The sequence below is a fragment of the Rathayibacter sp. AY1A4 genome, assembly GCF_002930955.1.
Taxonomy (GTDB): domain Bacteria; phylum Actinomycetota; class Actinomycetes; order Actinomycetales; family Microbacteriaceae; genus Rathayibacter.
In genome coordinates this window covers 36832-53310 of the sequence record NZ_PSTN01000010.1, presented here as the reverse complement: position 1 = coordinate 53310, position 16479 = coordinate 36832, and the positions used below count along the sequence as shown (strand labels likewise).

Here is a 16479-nt window from a genome sequence, read left to right as displayed (position 1 = left end):
CGCACCCGGGGTGCGCGCGGCGAGCGGCGTCCCGCAGGGCGGTCAGCGGTTCACGGAGCTCATGTCGGCGTAGCGGTCGCCGACGGGGGCCTCGAGCGAGCCGAGGACGTCGAGCTGCTCCGCGGTCAGCACGAGGGCGTCCGCGGCGGCGTTCTCCTCGATGCGCGAGACGCGCTTGGTGCCCGGGATCGGAGCGATGTCCTCGCCCTGGGCGAGCAGCCAGGCGAGCGCCACCTGCGCGGCGGTCGCGTCCGCCTCTGCCGCCACACGGTCGACGGCCTCCACGATGCGGAGGTTCGCCTCCAGCGCTCCGTCGGCGAAGCGGGGGTTGTCGCGGCGGAAGTCGTCGCTGCCCAGCTCGGCGACCGAGCGGATGCTGCCCGTGAGGAAGCCGCGGCCCAGCGGCGAGTACGGGACGAAGCCGATGCCGAGCTCGCGGAGGACCGGCAGCACCTCCGCCTCGGGGTCGCGGGTCCACAGCGAGTACTCGGACTGCACAGCGGTGACCGGGTGCACGGCGTGAGCGCGCCGGATCGTCGCGGGCGCCGCCTCCGAGAGGCCGTAGCCGCGGAGCTTGCCCTCCTGGATCAGCTCCGCGAAGGCCCCGGCGGTCTCCTCGACCGGGACGCCCGGGTCCATGCGGTGCTGGTAGTAGAGGTCGATGCGGTCGGTGCCGAGGCGCGCGAGCGAGCCCTCGACGGCGAGCCGCAGGTTCTCCGGGGAGCCGTCGAGTCCGCGGCCCCCGTCGCCGCGGTGGCGGATCATGCCGAACTTGCTCGCCAGCACCACCTCGTCGCGGCGGCCTGCCAGCGCGCGGCCGAGCAGCTCCTCGTTGGTGTACGGGCCGTAGATCTCGGCGGTGTCGAGGAACGTGACGCCGAGCTCGAGGGCGCGGTGCACGGTGCGGATCGACTCCGCGTCGTCGGTGCCGGCGCCGGTGTAGAACGCCGACATGCCCATCGCGCCGAGCCCGAGGCGCGAGACCTCGAGGGCGGCGACGTCGGATCCGAGGGTGATCGTCTTCATCAGTGGGTGGTCCTCTCCTGGTACGCCGCGATCTTGATGTCGATCGCGGCGAGGCTGGCGTGTGTCCGGGCGAGCTGCGCCTCGACCTCCTCGCGGTGCGTCCGGAGCAGCGTGAGGCGCTCCGGCTCCGTGGCGGGCCCGATCCGGAGGAGCCGGGCGTACTCGCGGATCCTCGCGATCGGCATCCCGGTCGCGCGGAGCTTGGTGAGGAAGTCGACCCAGCCGACGTCGGCCGGCCGGTAGCGGCGGTGCTGCGACGAGGCGCGCTCGACCGGGTCGAGCATGAGCCCGGCGCGCTCGTAGTAGCGCAGGGTGTGCACGGTGAGACCGGTGACGGCGGCGACCTGCGAGATCGACAGCACCTCCGGCTCGGCCGGGGCGGCGGTGGCGGTGGACATGGCGTCAACCTACGACTTCGAGTGCGCTCGAGGTCAAGCGGGAGCGGGCGACTCAGCCGACCTCGCGGCTGAAGCCCAGGAGGGCCTCGGCTATGCGGGCGTCCGCCTCCTCGTGGCTGATGGTCGCCTCGCCGTCGCCCGCCTGCGGCCCATACCAGCCGAAGTCGGCGTGGTTGGCGCCGTCGATCTCGACGAGGTCGGCGGAGGAGGGCAGCCGGACGCTCGCGTCGGCGACCTTCTCCGGCGTGCTGAGCCCGTCCTCCGATCCGCTGACACTGAGGACGGGGAGCTCGGAGCCCGAGAGGTCGTTCGCGCAGTAGCTGCCGAGCAGCACCAGGCCCGCCACCGCCGGGTCCTCGGCCCACTGGCAGGCCTTCACGCCGCCGAGGGAGTGGCCGCCGACGAGCCAGCGGTCGACGCCCTCGGCCTGGCTGGTGAAGGTCTCGAGGGAGCGGAGGTCGAAGAAGGCCAGGTGCAGGATCGGCCGCGTGATCACGACGGTCGCCCCGGCGTCGACCAGCGGAGCCAGGGTCGCCTCGTAGGAGGAGGCGTCGACCTTCGCTCCGGGGATGAAGACCAGGCCCGTGCCGGCCAGCTCGCCGGTCGAGGTCGGCGTCATCACGAGCGCGTCGTCCGTGCGCTCGACCGCGATCGCCGGATCGGCGCGCACGCGGGCAAGGGCGTCCTCGTCGGGGCCGCTGACGATCGAGCTCCAGGTGAGGAAGCCGAGGACCGCGACTCCGAGGACTCCGCCGATGCTCGCGAGAACGACGCGGCGGCGCCTCATCGGGCTGCCGCGATCGCGTCGGCCGCCTGCACCAGGGCGAGGTGGGAGAGGGCCTGGGGAGTGTTCCCCGCGTGCCGGCGGCCCTCGACGTCGTACTCCTCCGAGAGGAGGCCCACGTCGTTGCAGAGCCCGACGAGCCGGTCCATCAGGGTCCGCGCGTCGTCGATCCGGCCGGAGTCGGCGTACTGCCGGACGAGCCAGAAGGAGCAGGCGAGGAACGGGTGCTCGCCGCCGGCGAGGCCGTCGACCGAGGACTCGGTCCGGTAGCGGTGCAGCAGGCCGTCCTGCAGGAGCACGCGCTCCAGCTCGGCGACGGTGCCCAGCATCCGCGGGTCGTCGGCGGGGACGAAGCCGACCATCGGCAGCACGAGGAGCGACGCGTCGACCTCGGGCGAGCCGTAGGACTGCACGAAGTGGCCGCGCTCGGCGTCGAAGCCCTGGGCCTCGATCTCGGCGCGCACCTCGTCGCGGAGGCGCTCCCAGGTCTCGACCGGACCGGGCAGGCCGTTCTCGCGCACGGCGCGGACGCCCCGATCGAGCGCGGCCCAGATCATGACCCGCGAGTGCGTGAAGTGCCGCGGCTCGCCCCGGATCTCCCAGATGCCGTTGTCCGGCCGCTGCCAGTTGGTCTCGACGAAGCCCAGGAGCGCGCGCTGGAGCGGCCAGGAGAACTCCGTCTCGTCCACTCCGGCCACGCGGGCCTCGTGCAGAGCGACCATCACCTCGCCGATCACGTCCGCCTGGTACTGGTCGACGGCGGCGTTCCCGATCCGCACGGGGGAGGCGCCGTCGTAGCCGGGCAGGCTCGGCATCTCCCGCTCGGGCAGGTCGCGCTCGCCGGCGAGGCCGTACATGATCTGCACGTCCTCCGGCGCGCCCGCGACCGCGCGGAGCAGCCAGGCCCGCCACTTCTGCGCCTCCTGCTCGGACCCGTGCGCGAGCAGGGCCTGCAGGGTGAGCGAGGCGTCGCGGAGCCAGACGTAGCGGTAGTCCCAGTTGCGGGCGCCGCCGAACTGCTCCGGGAGCGAGGTGGTCGCCGCCGCGACGATGCCGCCGGTCTCGTCGTCGGTGAGGGCGCGGAGGGTCAGCAGCGAGCGGACGACGGCGTCGCGGTGCGGGCCGTCGTAGTCGATCGCCGACGCCCACTCGGACCACCAGGAGAGCGTGCGCTCCAGCGCGCGGTCGACGTCGAGGCGCTTCGGCGCCCGCTGGTGCGAGGGGAACCACGCCATCGAGAGGTCGACGACCGCGTCCGCGTCGACGTCGAACTCCGCCGCGTGGGCGTGGTCGACGGCCTTCAACCGCACTCCGCGCACCACGACCGCGTCGGGCCCGGCGACGGCGACGAGCAGCGGATCCTCGTCCGTCCCCTCCTGCCGCACCCACGGCATGGTGCGGGCGTAGTCGAAGCGGATGCGCAGCTCCTGCCGCATCCGGACGGTCCCCGACACTCCGCGCACCCGGCGCACCAGCTCGGCGCGCTCGTCGCGCAGCGGCATCACGTCGACCACCTCGACGACGCCGGTGGGAGTCGTCCACCGGGTGACCAGCGCGAGCGTGTCGCCGAGGTAGTGGCGCTCACTCGTCGCCTCCCCGTCCACCGGCCGGAGCGACCAGCGCCCCTGGTCGTCGCCGCCGAGGAGGGCGCCGAAGACGGAGGCGGAGTCGAAGCGCGGCAGGCACAGCCAGTCGATCCCCCCGTCGCGGGAGACGAGAGCGGCCGTGCGGCAGTCGGAGAGGACGGCGTAGTCCTCGATCGGGGAGACCATGCGGTGATCCTCTCAGGTGCGGCTGTGGCCTCCCAGTCAAGGCGGAGCGGGGCTCTTCAGCGCCGCCGTAGGGTGAGCCGCATGGCACAGACCGTCTCGACCCTGCTCATCCTCGGAGCGACGGGGGACCTGTCCTCGCGGCTCCTCCTCCCCGCCGTCGGCCAGCTGCTGACCCGCGAGACCGACCGGCGGGTCCACCTCGTCGGCGCGGGACGCGAGGACTGGACCCAGGAGCACTGGCACGAGGTGCTGACCGCCTCCTTCGCCACCGTCGAGGCGCAGGGCGAGGGCGTGGACGCGCTCACCTCCGGCACGCGCTACCAGCAGGTCGACGTCACCGATCCGGAGGCGCTCGCCGCACTGCTCGCGAGCTGCGCCGGTCCGGTGGCGGTCTACTTCGCCCTCCCGCCGGCGATCGCGGCGAAGGCCTGCGAGGCGCTCGCCGCCCACGACCTGCCGGAGGGCACCGTGCTGGCGCTGGAGAAGCCGTTCGGGACCGACGAGGCGAGCGCGCACGCCCTCAACAAGCGCCTCGCCGCGCTGGTCCCCGAGGACCGCATCCACCGCGTCGACCACTTCCTCGGCCGCGCGACCGTGATGAACGTGCTCGGCCTGCGCTTCGCGAACCGGATCCTCGAGCCGCTGTGGTCGGCCGAGCACATCGAGAGCGTCGAGATCGTCTACGACGAGCAGCTGGCCCTCGAGGGGCGGGCGAGCTACTACGACGGCGCGGGCGCGCTGACCGACATGATCCAGAGCCACCTGCTGCAGGTCCTCGCGGTGATCGCGATGGAGCCGCCGTCCTCGCTCGACGCGGCCGACCTCCGCGACGCGAAGTCGATCGTCCTGCGCGCCACCCGCCTGCACGGCGACGACCCCGCCGCGAGCTCGCGCCGCGCCCGCTACACGGCGGGGACGATCGACGGACGCGAGCTGCCCGCCTACGCGGACGAGAAGGGCGTGGACCCCGCTCGCCGGACCGAGACGCTGGCCGAGCTGGTCGTCGAGATCGACACCTGGCGCTGGGCCGGCGTGCCGTTCACCCTCCGCTCCGGCAAGGCGCTCGGGGAGCGGCGACGCGAAGTGGTCATCCGCTTCAAGCCGGTGCCGCACCTGCCCCGCGGCTTCGTGGGCACCGAGGCGCCGTCCGTGCTGCGGCTGTTCCTCGCGCCCGACCAGATGTCGCTCGAGCTGAACATCAACGGCCCCGGCGACCCGTACACGCTCGAGCGCGCCTCGCTGGAGGCGACCTTCGGCGCGGGCGAGCTGCTGGCGTACGGCGAGGTCATCTCGGGGATCCTCGACGACGACCCGTCGCTCTCGGTCCGCGGGGACGCCGCCGAGGAGTGCTGGCGCATCGTGCAGCCCGCGATCGACGCGTGGCACGCGGACCGGGTGCCGCTCGACGAGTACCCGGCGGGCAGCGAGGGCCCCGGGAGCTGGCCGACGCTCTGACGGGCGGCCGGGGGAGGGCGGCCGCGGGGGATCTCGAGACGGCGGCTGCGCCGCCTCCTCGATCAGCGGGAAGGGCGACGTCGCTCGTCGGGTCGGCCGGAGGGCGAGCCCGCCGGCCGACCGCTCGGGTCAGGAGCGGGTCGCGACGGGCGTGTCGACGGCGACGTCGGCGGGGGCCGGCTCCGCCCAGACGGCGATCGGCTTCGGCTCCCAGGTGAGGGCGGCCGGCTCCACCGGGGGAGTGGAGGCGCGCATCACGGGGATCGCCTCGGTGACCGGGGACGACGTCCGCTCGGCGCCGGCGCGGAGCTGCTCCTCCTGGATGGCGGCGGAGAGCTCGTGGGCGAGGGAGCGCGCGAGCATCCCGTGGAAGATCGGGTCGCGGTCGTCGTGGCTGCGGCGCGTGACGACCCAGGCGCCCTCGGATCCGACGAAGGCCGCGAGCCGCTCGTGGACGACGGCGAAGAGCTCGTCCTGCGTGAGGACGGGGGCCGCCTCGACGACCTCGGGGGCCGCCTTGCGACGCCTCAGACGAAACCTCATGACGAACCCCGTTTCCCGTGCCGGCAGCGACTGGGAACAGTGTCGCCGCCACCGGGTCGGGAGACCGGCTGACACGCCGCCCCGCGGGGAGGCGGCGCGTCAGGAGGGCCTAGCGGTCGCGCTTCCTGCCGCGCTCCTCCTTGACGATCTCCTTCGAGTCGTAGGACACGGAGCCCAGGGCGACGGTGACCGAGATGGCCCAGCTGACCCACTGGAGGGCCAGGCGCCAGTCGCGCGGGCCCTTGCGCGTGGTCTGCAGGATCGACCAGCCGCCGACGATCGCGCTGATGACGCTGGAGTTGAGGATGAACTTGCGCATGCGTGTGCCTCCCGTGTTCACCCCGACGCTAGCGGGTGCGAAAGCTCTCAGAGAAACGCTTGACAGCACCGAGGGGTTGTCCCGCTACGGTGGACCGCCGCCGGGACCCGAATCCTCGAGCCGGGGCACGCCGAGGAGAACGGGAACGACATGCGCACGGCTGTGATCGGGGCGGTGCTGCTCGTCGTCGGGGCGGTGGCCGTCGTCACGGGGGTCCTCCCGATGGACGCGCTGGGCGAGCTGGTCGAGCGGACGGCGCCGATCCTCGGCTTCGTGGTCGCGGTGACCGTGGTCGCCGAGCTGGCCTCCGAGGCCGGCGTCTTCACCGTGGTCGCCGAGCGCTCCGCCGAGTGGGGCCGCGGGCGGACCGCGGTGCTCTGGCTGCTGGTGGTGGCGATGGCCGTCGTCAGCACGGTGTTCCTCTCGCTCGACACGACCGCCGTGCTCCTGACCCCGGTCGTGGTCCTGCTCGCGGCGCACGTGCGCGTCCCGCCCCTGCCGTTCGCGATGGCCACGGTCTGGCTGGCGAACTGCGCCTCCCTCCTCCTCCCCGTCTCGAACCTCACCAACCTGCTCGCGCAGCGGCGCCTGGGGGTCGAGGGCCCCTTCGCCTTCGCCGCGCTGACCGCGGTGCCCGCGCTCGTCGCGGCCGTCGTGCCCGTGCTGATCCTCGCGATCCGCTACCGGCGCGAGCTGGCCGGGCGCTACACCCCGGGGGAGCGGACGCCGGTGGAGGACCGGGTGCTGCTGGTCGGCGCGGGGATCGTCGTGGCGCTGCTCCTGCCGGCGCTCGTCTCGGGCCTCGAGGTGTGGATCCCGGCGATGGTCGCCGCGGTCGCGCTGATCGTCCTCTTCGCGGTGCGCCGTCCCGCGGCGCTCACGCCCGCCCTCCTGCCGTGGCAGCTCGTCGTGTTCGCGTCGGGCCTCTTCGTGGCGATGGAGGCGGCGCACCAGCTCGGGCTGGGCGCGGCGCTCGCCGTGGTCGCGGGGGAGGGGAGCGGGACGCTCGACCTGCTGCGCCTCGCCGGCTCCGGCGCGGTCGCCTCCAACGTGGTCGACAACCTGCCCGCCTACCTCGCCCTCGAGCCCGTCGCGGCGGATCCGCTCCGCCTGGTCGCCCTGCTGATCGGCGTGAACGCCGGACCGCTGATCACCCCGTGGGCCTCGCTCGCCACCCTGCTCTGGCACCAGAGGCTGACCGCGCTGGGCGTGCACGTCTCGTGGCGCCAGTACGCGCTCCTCGGATTCGTCGCGGTCGTCCCGACGGTGGGCGGAGCGACGCTCGCCCTCGCCCTCGTGCAGGGCTGACCCCCCGTCCCCGTGCGGGGCCGGCTGATAGCCTCGACGGGCACGACGACGGCTCGACCGACGAAAAGGGACCACCATTCCTCCGCACTCCGCCTCCTCCTCCTCCGCCGCTGACAGGACCGACGCCGGGACCTCGGGAGGGACCGAGCGCAACGCGTTCGTGGTCGTCTCGAACCGCCTCCCCGTGGACCGCGTCGTGGCCGAGGACGGCACCGCCTCCTGGAAGACCTCACCCGGCGGGCTGGTCACCGCGCTCGAGCCGGTGATGCGCGCGAACGAGGGCGCCTGGGTCGGCTGGCCCGGCGTGGCCGACGAGGAGGTCGCCCCGTTCGTCGACAACGGCGTGCAGATCGTCCCCGTCGCCCTCAGCGCGCAGGAGCTCGAGGACTACTACGAGGGCTTCTCGAACGACACGCTCTGGCCGCTGTACCACGACGTGATCGCGCCCCCGACCTACCACCGCGACTGGTGGGACGCCTACGTGCGGGTCAACCAGCGCTTCGCCGAGGCGGCCGCGGCCGTGACGGAGGAGGACGGCGTGGTCTGGGTCCAGGACTACCAGCTCCAGCTCGTGCCCAAGATGCTGCGGGAGCTCCGGCCCGACGTCACGATCGGCTTCTTCAACCACATCCCGTTCCCGCCCTACGGGATCTTCGCGCAGCTCCCGTGGCGCCGGCAGATCGTCGAGGGCCTGCTCGGCGCCGACGTGATCGGCTTCCAGCGCCAGGGAGACGCGGGCAGCTTCCTCCGCGCGGTCCGGCGCCTGCTGGGCTACGACACCCGCAGCACGGTCGTCGAGGTCCCGGTCGAGGAGGAGGCCGTCGGCGGCACCCGCCGCGTCAACCGCTCGCGGCGCGGGGCGAGCGTGCGCCCGGTCGTCGCCCGGCACTTCCCGATCTCGATCGACTCCGCGTCGTTCGAGGCGATGGCGCGCACCCCCGAGATCCAGGCCCGCGCCGCCGAGATCCGCGCCGAGCTGGGCAACCCCGCGACGATCATGCTCGGCGTCGACCGGCTCGACTACACCAAGGGGATCGGCCACCGCCTGAAGGCCTTCGGCGAGCTCCTGGCGGACGGCCGCCTCACCTCCGAGGACGCGGTGCTGGTGCAGGTCGCGAGCCCGAGCCGCGAGCGCGTGGACACCTACCGGCAGCTGCGCGACGACATCGAGCTGCAGGTCGGCCGGATCAACGGCGACTACAGCACGCTCGGGCACCCGGCGATCAGCTACCTCCACCACGGCTACCCGCGCGAGGAGATGGTGGCGCTCTACCTCGCCGCCGACGTCATGCTCGTCACGGCGCTGCGCGACGGGATGAACCTCGTCGCGAAGGAGTACGTCGCGTCCCGCTTCGACAACGACGGCGTGCTCGTGCTGAGCGAGTTCGCCGGAGCGGCCGACGAGCTCAAGCAGGCCGTGCAGGTGAACCCGCACGACATCTCGGGGCTGAAGGACGCGATGGAGGCCTCGGCGCGGATGCCGCGCGTCGAGCGCACCCGGCGCATGCGCGCGCTCCGTCGCCGCGTGCTCGAGAACGACGTGGCGCGCTGGTCCGAGTCGTTCCTCTCCGCTCTCGCGGAGCACGCGGCCGGCCAGCAGCTCGACGTGCGGCCCGCCGCCCGCGGGCAGGAGGCGCCGCACGGCCAGGAGGCCGAGCACCGCGACGACGCGGCCCACGGACAGGCGGCCGAGCTCGAGCGGGAGGCCGCCGACGACCGCGAGCTCGACGGCGGCGCGCGATGAGCGAGGGAGTGCCCGAGCGGCTCGCGGCGGCGCTGCGGGAGCTCGCCGCGGCCGATCGGCTCCTGGTGGCCCTCGACTTCGACGGCACCCTCGCGCCCGAGGTCGACGACCCCGCCCGCGCGCGGGCGCTCCCCGAAGCGCGCGAGGCCGTGCTGCGGCTCCTCGCCCTCCCCGGCACCCGGGTCGCGCTGGTCTCCGGCCGGGCGCTCGGGAGCCTGGAGGAGGTCTCGCAGCTGCCGGACGAGGCGCTGCTGGTCGGCTCCCACGGCATCGAGATCCGCCTCGACCCCGAGGAGGACGCGGTCCGGCTCGACGACGACGAGCTCGAGAAGGTGGGAGTGCTCGAGGACGTCCTGAAGGGGATCGCCCGCGGGATCGACAACGTCTGGATCGAGGACAAGCCCGCCGGCTTCGCCCTGCACACCCGCCTCGCGACCGAGCGCCACAGCCGCGTCGCCCACGTCGTCGCCCTCTCCGAGGCGCGCGCCGAGGTGCAGGGGGTCACCGTCCGCGAGGGGAAGAACGTCCTGGAGTTCTCGGTCCGCTCGACCACCAAGGGCGAGGCCGTGCAGCACCTCCGCCGCTACACCGGCGCGACCGCCGTCCTCTATGCGGGCGACGACGTGACGGACGAGGACGCCTTCGCGGTCCTCGGCTCCGGCGACGTCGGCATCAAGAGCGGCGAGGGCACCACCGCGGCCTCCTACCGGGTCCGCGGTCCCGAGCAGGTCGCGCACGCACTCCGGCTGCTGGCCGACCTGCGCGCGGAGTAGCAGCCCCCTTCCGGCGGTCAGCGCCGGCGGGTCCCGGATCGCCGACTCGCCGAGGACGGCCGTCCGCCGACGCGGGGAGCGGCCGTTCGCGACGAGTCGGAGATCCGCGGGGACGTCCGCATCCGGTGCCGCTGCCGGAGGCCGGGGCCGGGACGGGTGCGCGGGCCGGTCCGGGTCCGCCCGGCGAGCAGGGGCACCGCGCGCGAGGCGGTAGCCTCATCGCATGCCGGAAATCGATTGGAAGCCCCGCTCGCGCACCGTCACGGACGGCATCGAGGCCACGACGTCGCGCGGGATGCTGCGGGCGGTCGGGATGGGCGATGACGACTGGGAGAAGCCCCAGATCGGCATCGCGTCCTCGTGGAACGAGATCACCCCCTGCAACCTCTCGCTCGAGCGCCTCGCGCGCTCCGCGAAGGAGGGCGTGCACTCCGGCGGCGGCTACCCGCTCCAGTTCGGCACCATCTCCGTCTCGGACGGTATCTCGATGGGGCACGAGGGCATGCACTTCTCGCTCGTCTCCCGCGAGGTCATCGCCGACTCCGTCGAGACCGTGATGATGGCCGAGCGCCTGGACGGGACCGTCATGCTTGCCGGCTGCGACAAGTCGCTGCCCGGCATGCTGATGGCCGCGGCCCGCCTCGACCTCGCCGCCGTGTTCGTCTACGCCGGCTCGATCGCCCCGGGCTGGGTCAAGCTCTCGGACGGCACCGAGAAGGACATCACGATCATCGACTCCTTCGAGGCCGTCGGCGGCGTCAAGGCCGGGATCATGTCCGAGGAGGACGCCAAGCGCATCGAGTGCGCCTTCGCCCCGGGCGAGGGCTCCTGCGGCGGCATGTACACCGCCAACACCATGGCCAGCGTCGCCGAGGCGCTCGGCATGAGCCTGCCCGGCTCCGCCTCGCCCGCCGCCGCCGACCGCCGCCGCGACTACTTCGCCCGCAAGTCCGGCGAGGCCGTCGTCGAGCTGCTGCGCAACGGCACCACGGCCCGCGACATCCTCACCAAGGAGGCGTTCGAGAACGCGATCGCGGTGGCGATGGCCTTCGGCGGGTCGACCAACGTCATCCTGCACCTGCTCGCGATCGCCAACGAGGCCGAGGTCGACCTCACGATCGACGACTTCAACCGCATCGGCGACACGATCCCGCACATCGGCGACCTCAAGCCCTTCGGCAAGTACGTCATGAACGACGTCGACCGCCACGGCGGCGTCCCGGCCGTGATGAAGGCGCTCCTGGACGCCGGGCTGCTCCACGGCGACTGCCTGACGGTCACCGGGAGGACGGTCGCCGAGAACCTCGCCGCGATGGACATCGCGCCGCTGGACGGCGAGGTCATCCGCACCCTCGACAACCCGATCCACGCGACCGGCGGGCTCACCATCCTCAAGGGCTCGCTCGCCCCCGAGGGCGCGGTCGTCAAGACCGCCGGCTTCGACGCCTCCGTCTTCGAGGGTCCGGCCCGCGTGTTCGAGCGCGAGCGCGCCGCGATGGACGCTCTGACCGAGGGCCGGATCGAGAAGGGCGACGTGGTGGTCATCCGCTACGAGGGCCCCAAGGGCGGTCCCGGCATGCGCGAGATGCTCGCCATCACCGCCGCCATCAAGGGGGCCGGGCTCGGAAAAGATGTACTACTGTTGACGGACGGACGATTCTCAGGCGGCACAACCGGCCTGTGCATCGGCCACATAGCTCCCGAATCGGTGGACGCAGGTCCCATCGCATTCGTTCGCGACGGAGACCCGATTCGGGTCGACATCGCCGCTCGCTCGATCGACCTACTCGTCGACGAGTCCGAGCTCGCCGCCCGCCGAGAAGGCTGGGCCCCTCTCCCTCCGCGCTACACCCGCGGTGTCCTCGCCAAGTACGCCAAGCTCGTCCGCTCGGCAGCCGAGGGCGCCGTCACCGGGTGACCCGGCCCGCTCCGGCCGGCCGCGCACTCGCGTTCCCGGGCACTCGCCTCCGGCTCTGCCCGCCGCCGCACCACCTCCTGAAGGAATCGACACCCGCATGACTCCGGATCCGTCCGCCGTGCAGCCCGCACCGACGCCCCAGCCACCCCGACCCGCCCACGCTCCCGGTACCGCCCCCGCGGCCGAGGTCCTCACCGGAGCGCAGGCGGTCGTCCGCTCGCTCGAGATGCTCGGGATCGAGGACGTCTTCGGCCTGCCCGGCGGCGCGATCCTCCCGGTCTACGACCCGCTGATGGACTCCTCGAAGATCCGGCACATCCTGGTCCGCCACGAGCAGGGCGCCGGCCACGCCGCCGAGGGCTACGCCTCGGCGACCGGCAGGCTCGGCGTCTGCATCGCGACCTCGGGCCCCGGAGCGACCAACCTGGTCACCGCGATCGCGGACGCCTACATGGACTCCGTCCCGATGCTCGCGATCACCGGCCAGGTGTTCTCGACGCTCATGGGGACCGACGCGTTCCAGGAGGCGGACATCGTCGGCATCACGATGCCGATCACGAAGCACTCCATCCTCGTGACCCGCCCCGAGGACATCCCCTCGGCCCTCGCCTCCGCCGCGCTGATCGCCACCACCGGCCGCCCCGGCCCCGTGCTGGTCGACATCACGAAGGACGCGCAGCAGGACCAGGCGCCGTTCCTCTGGCCGCCGAAGATCGACCTGCCCGGATACCGCCCGGTCACGAAGGCCCACGGCAAGCAGATCCAGGCCGCGGCCCAGCTGCTGGTCGAGTCGAGGAAGCCGGTGCTCTACGTGGGCGGCGGCATCATCCGCGCCCGCGCGGCCGCCGAGCTGAAGGCCTTCGCCGAGGCCAGCGGCGCCCCCGTGGTGACCACGCTGATGGCGCGCGGAGCGTTCCCGGACTCGCACGAGCAGCACCTGGGCATGCCCGGCATGCACGGCACCGTCCCCGCGGTGCTCGCTCTGCAGGAGGCGGACCTGATCCTCGCGCTGGGCTCGCGCTTCGACGACCGCGTGACCGGCAAGGCGGCGCTCTTCGCGCCCCACGCCAAGGTCGTGCACGTCGACATCGACCCGGCCGAGATCTCCAAGATCCGCACCGCCGACGTGCCGATCGTGGGCGACCTGAAGGACGTCCTCCCGGACCTCACCGACGCGTTCGCCAAGGCCTCCGCCGACGGCCGCGCCGACACCTCCGAGTGGTGGAGCTACCTCAAGGGCCTGCAGACGGAGTTCCCGCTCGGCTACACCGAGCCGAACGACGGCCTGCTCTCGCCGCAGTACGTCATCAAGCGCATCGGCGAGATCACCGGCCCCGAGGGCGTCTTCGCCTCCGGCGTCGGCCAGCACCAGATGTGGGCGGCGCAGTTCATCAAGTACGAGCGCCCCAACTCGTGGCTGAACTCCGGCGGCGCCGGCACCATGGGCTACTCCGTGCCCGCGGCGATGGGCGCCAAGGTCGGCGAGCCCGAGCGCACCGTGTGGGCGATCGACGGCGACGGCTGCTTCCAGATGACCAATCAGGAGCTCGCCACCTGCACGATCAACGACATCCCGATCAAGGTCGCGGTGATCAACAACTCCTCGCTCGGCATGGTGCGCCAGTGGCAGACCCTGTTCTATGAGGGCCGCTACTCCAACACCGACCTCAACACGGGTCACGACACCGTCCGGGTGCCCGACTTCGTGAAGCTCGCCGACGCCTACGGCGCGCTCGGCATCCGCGTCACGAAGCCGGAGGAGATCGACGACGCCATCCGTCTCGCCATCGCCACCAACGACCGGCCCGTGGTCATCGACTTCGTCGTCAGCCGCGACTCCATGGTCTGGCCGATGGTCCCGCAGGGCGTGTCCAACAGCTACGTCCAGTACGCCCGAGACCACAGCCCGACCTGGGACGACGAGGAGTAGACCCGCATGACGCACCACGTTCTCTCCCTGCTCGTCGAGGACAAGCCGGGTCTGCTCACCCGTGTCGCCGGGCTGTTCGCCCGCCGCGGCTTCAACATCGAGTCGCTGGCGGTCGGTCCGACCGAGCTGGCCGGGCTCTCGCGCATCACGGTCGCCGTGGACGTCGAGGACCTGCCGCTCGAGCAGGTCACGAAGCAGCTCAACAAGCTCGTCAACGTGATCAAGATCGTCGAGCTCGACACCGACCAGTCGGTCCAGCGCGAGCACCTGCTCGTCAAGGTCCGCGTCGACAACGTCACGCGCTCGCAGGTGCTCGAGGCCGTCACGCTCTTCCGCGCCCGCGTGGTCGACGTCGCGACGGACGCCCTGGTGATCGAGGTCACCGGCGACACCGGCAAGACCAACGCGTTCCTGCGGGTGATCGAGCCCTACGGCATCAAGGAGATCGCGCAGTCGGGCCTGCTCGCCATCGGGCGCGGCTCCAAGTCGATCACCGAGCGCGTCTTCAAGAACTGACCGCGAACTCTCCACTACAGAAAAGGACTCACCACGTGACCGAGCTCATCTACGACGCCGACGCCGACCTCTCCATCATCCAGTCCAAGAAGGTCGCGATCGTCGGCTACGGCTCGCAGGGCCACGCGCACGCGCAGAACCTCCGCGACTCCGGCGTCCAGGTCGTCATCGCGCTGAAGGAGGGGTCGAAGTCGACCGCCAAGGCCGAGGACGACGGCTTCGAGGTCAAGAGCGTCGCCGACGCCGCGGCCTGGGCCGACCTGATCATGATCCTCGCGCCGGACCAGCACCAGCGCGCGATCTACAGCGAGCAGATCGCGTCCGCGCTGACCGAGGGCAAGACCCTCGCCTTCGCGCACGGCTTCAACATCCGCTTCGGCTACATCGAGGCGCCCGCGGGCGTCGACGTCATCCTCATCGCGCCGAAGGCCCCCGGCCACACCGTGCGCCGCGAGTTCGTCGCCGGCCGCGGCATCCCGGACATCATCGCCGTCGAGAACGACGCGACCGGCACCGCCTGGGAGACCGCGAAGTCCTACGCGAAGGCCATCGGCGGCACCCGCGCCGGCGTCATCAAGACCACCTTCACCGAGGAGACCGAGACCGACCTGTTCGGCGAGCAGGCCGTGCTCTGCGGCGGCACCTCGCAGCTCGTCCAGTACGGCTTCGAGACCCTCGTCGAGGCCGGCTACCAGCCCGAGATCGCCTACTTCGAGGTGCTGCACGAGCTCAAGCTCATCGTCGACCTCATGTGGGAGGGCGGCATCGCCAAGCAGCGCTGGAGCGTCTCCGACACCGCCGAGTACGGCGACTACGTCTCCGGCCCGCGCGTCATCGACCCGCGCGTGAAGGAGAACATGAAGGCCGTCCTCGGCGACATCCAGAGCGGCGCCTTCGCGAAGCGCTTCATCGGCGACCAGGACGCGGGCGGACCCGAGTTCCAGGAGCTGCGCGCGAAGGGCGAGAAGCACCCGATCGAGGAGACCGGCCGCGAGTTGCGCAAGCTCTTCGCCTGGAAGCAGACCGACGAGGACTACACCGACGGCAGCGTCGCGCGCTAGTCGCACCGCGTCGACCGGGGGAGCCCCGGCCCGACGAGGGACCCGTCCACCGGGATCCCCTCGCCGGGCCGGGGCTCCTCCGCGTCCGGGGCGCGCCTACCGCTCGAGCTCGCGGACGAGACGGCGGAGACCGCCCTTCGGCGGGACGAGGACGGGGTCCGGCCACCGGGGCGAGAGGTGGTCGCCGAGCGTCACCCGGCGCAGCTTGCGGCCGACGAGGGGGAGGACCCAGTCGGCCGCCCAGCGGCGCTGCTCGCGCAGCCGTGCGCGGAGGCGGAGCGGCTCCGGTGCGTCCCACGGCCCGGTCGAGATCGTGTGCGGCACGCCGAGCGTGTCGAGCACGCGGCCGGCCAGGACGCGGTGGCCGCGCTTGGAGAGGTGCATCCGGTCGGGCGACCAGAGCACGGGGGAGTGGAACTCCCGCATCGCCCAGTAGTCGACGAGGATCGCGCCCCGCTCGCGGGCGATCCGGCGGACGGCGCTGTTGTAGAGGTGGTTGCGGCGCAGGAACATCCGCGGGGCGGGCAGTCCCGGGATGTCGACGCCGGTGAAGAGCACGAGGGAGGCGCCGGTGGTCGCGAGCGCGTCGACGAGCGCCTCGTAGCGGGTGATCAGATCGACGGTGTCGGTGCCGAGGTCGAGGATGTCGTTGCCGCCGGCGTACAGCGTGATCAGGGTGGGGCGGAGCGCGAGGGCGGGCGCGAGCTGGTCCTCGGTGATCTGGGCGAGGCGCTTCGAGCGGACGGCGAGATTCGCGTACTCCCAGCCCGGCTCGGCCTTCGCCAGGCGCTCGGCGACGCGGTCGGCCCAGCCGCGCACCCCGTTCGGCAGGCGCGGGTGCGGGTCGCCGACCCCCTCCGTGAAGGAGTCGCCGAGGGCGACGAAGCGGCGGCGGCGGTCGTCCATCCGCTCAGCCTCGCCCCCGGGGGAGG

The 16479-nt window shown here is 72.6% G+C and carries 15 protein-coding genes; 8 read left to right on the top strand and 7 right to left on the bottom strand.

What is annotated here, in order from left to right; translation table 11 throughout:
• Positions 1-42: 42 nt before the first annotated feature.
• The 4 genes from C5B92_RS07940 to C5B92_RS07925 are packed head-to-tail and all read right to left on the bottom strand — an operon-like array spanning position 43 to position 3980.
• Complete coding sequence (locus C5B92_RS07940; protein WP_104223552.1) at positions 43-1026, bottom strand: aldo/keto reductase; 984 nt, start codon at positions 1024-1026, stop codon at positions 43-45.
• Positions 1026-1424 (bottom strand): MerR family transcriptional regulator, encoded by a 399-nt coding sequence (locus C5B92_RS07935; RefSeq protein WP_104350256.1) that lies wholly within the window; start codon positions 1422-1424, stop codon positions 1026-1028. The genes C5B92_RS07940 and C5B92_RS07935 overlap by 1 nt, the downstream gene beginning before the upstream one ends.
• Before the next feature lie 52 nt (positions 1425-1476).
• A complete protein-coding gene (locus tag C5B92_RS07930; protein ID WP_104256026.1) occupies positions 1477-2211 on the bottom strand; it encodes an alpha/beta hydrolase in 735 nt (244 codons plus the stop codon).
• Positions 2208-3980, bottom strand: coding sequence for a glycoside hydrolase family 15 protein (locus C5B92_RS07925; RefSeq protein WP_104256025.1), 1773 nt, complete (start codon positions 3978-3980; stop codon positions 2208-2210). Before C5B92_RS07925 ends, C5B92_RS07930 begins: the two co-directional genes overlap by 4 nt.
• A gap of 81 nt (positions 3981-4061) precedes the next feature.
• Between C5B92_RS07925 and C5B92_RS07920 the strand changes: the two genes are divergently transcribed.
• The gene (locus tag C5B92_RS07920) at positions 4062-5435 is read left to right on the top strand and encodes a glucose-6-phosphate dehydrogenase (protein ID WP_181028773.1); all 1374 of its coding nucleotides are present in this window, start codon (positions 4062-4064) and stop codon (positions 5433-5435) included.
• A 129-nt stretch (positions 5436-5564) separates the two neighbouring features.
• On the opposite strand, the gene C5B92_RS07915 is transcribed toward C5B92_RS07920, so the two are convergent.
• Both C5B92_RS07915 and C5B92_RS07910 read right to left on the bottom strand, forming a co-directional pair.
• Complete coding sequence (locus tag C5B92_RS07915; RefSeq protein WP_104233213.1) at positions 5565-5978, bottom strand: hypothetical protein; 414 nt, start codon at positions 5976-5978, stop codon at positions 5565-5567.
• A 109-nt stretch (positions 5979-6087) separates the two neighbouring features.
• The gene (locus C5B92_RS07910) at positions 6088-6297 is read right to left on the bottom strand and encodes a hypothetical protein (RefSeq protein WP_104226242.1); all 210 of its coding nucleotides are present in this window, start codon (positions 6295-6297) and stop codon (positions 6088-6090) included.
• Between the two features lie 150 nt (positions 6298-6447).
• On the opposite strand from C5B92_RS07910, the gene C5B92_RS07905 reads away from it, so the two are divergent.
• From C5B92_RS07905 to ilvC, 7 genes are all read left to right on the top strand, one after another.
• Entirely contained in the window at positions 6448-7605 is a 1158-nt protein-coding gene (locus C5B92_RS07905) for an SLC13 family permease (RefSeq protein ID WP_104274476.1), read from the top strand.
• A 160-nt stretch (positions 7606-7765) separates the two neighbouring features.
• A complete protein-coding gene (locus C5B92_RS07900; protein WP_104250140.1) occupies positions 7766-9349 on the top strand; it encodes a trehalose-6-phosphate synthase in 1584 nt (527 codons plus the stop codon).
• On the top strand, positions 9346-10122 hold the full coding sequence (gene otsB, locus C5B92_RS07895) for a trehalose-phosphatase (protein WP_104226245.1): 777 nt from the start codon (positions 9346-9348) through the stop codon (positions 10120-10122). The genes C5B92_RS07900 and otsB overlap by 4 nt, the downstream gene beginning before the upstream one ends.
• Positions 10123-10345: 223 nt before the next feature.
• Positions 10346-12040 (top strand): dihydroxy-acid dehydratase, encoded by a 1695-nt coding sequence (gene ilvD, locus C5B92_RS07890; RefSeq protein ID WP_104233215.1) that lies wholly within the window; start codon positions 10346-10348, stop codon positions 12038-12040.
• A gap of 97 nt (positions 12041-12137) precedes the next feature.
• A complete protein-coding gene (locus C5B92_RS07885; protein WP_104274350.1) occupies positions 12138-13970 on the top strand; it encodes an acetolactate synthase large subunit in 1833 nt (610 codons plus the stop codon).
• 6 nt (positions 13971-13976) lie between these two features.
• On the top strand, positions 13977-14486 hold the full coding sequence (gene ilvN / locus C5B92_RS07880) for an acetolactate synthase small subunit (RefSeq protein ID WP_104223540.1): 510 nt from the start codon (positions 13977-13979) through the stop codon (positions 14484-14486).
• 35 nt (positions 14487-14521) lie between these two features.
• The gene (ilvC, locus tag C5B92_RS07875; protein ID WP_104223539.1) at positions 14522-15547 is read left to right on the top strand and encodes a ketol-acid reductoisomerase; all 1026 of its coding nucleotides are present in this window, start codon (positions 14522-14524) and stop codon (positions 15545-15547) included.
• Between the two features lie 96 nt (positions 15548-15643).
• Here the strand turns inward: ilvC and C5B92_RS07870 are convergent, their stop codons facing one another.
• Positions 15644-16453 (bottom strand): SGNH/GDSL hydrolase family protein, encoded by an 810-nt coding sequence (locus C5B92_RS07870; protein ID WP_104223538.1) that lies wholly within the window; start codon positions 16451-16453, stop codon positions 15644-15646.
• Positions 16454-16479 lie beyond the last annotated feature (26 nt).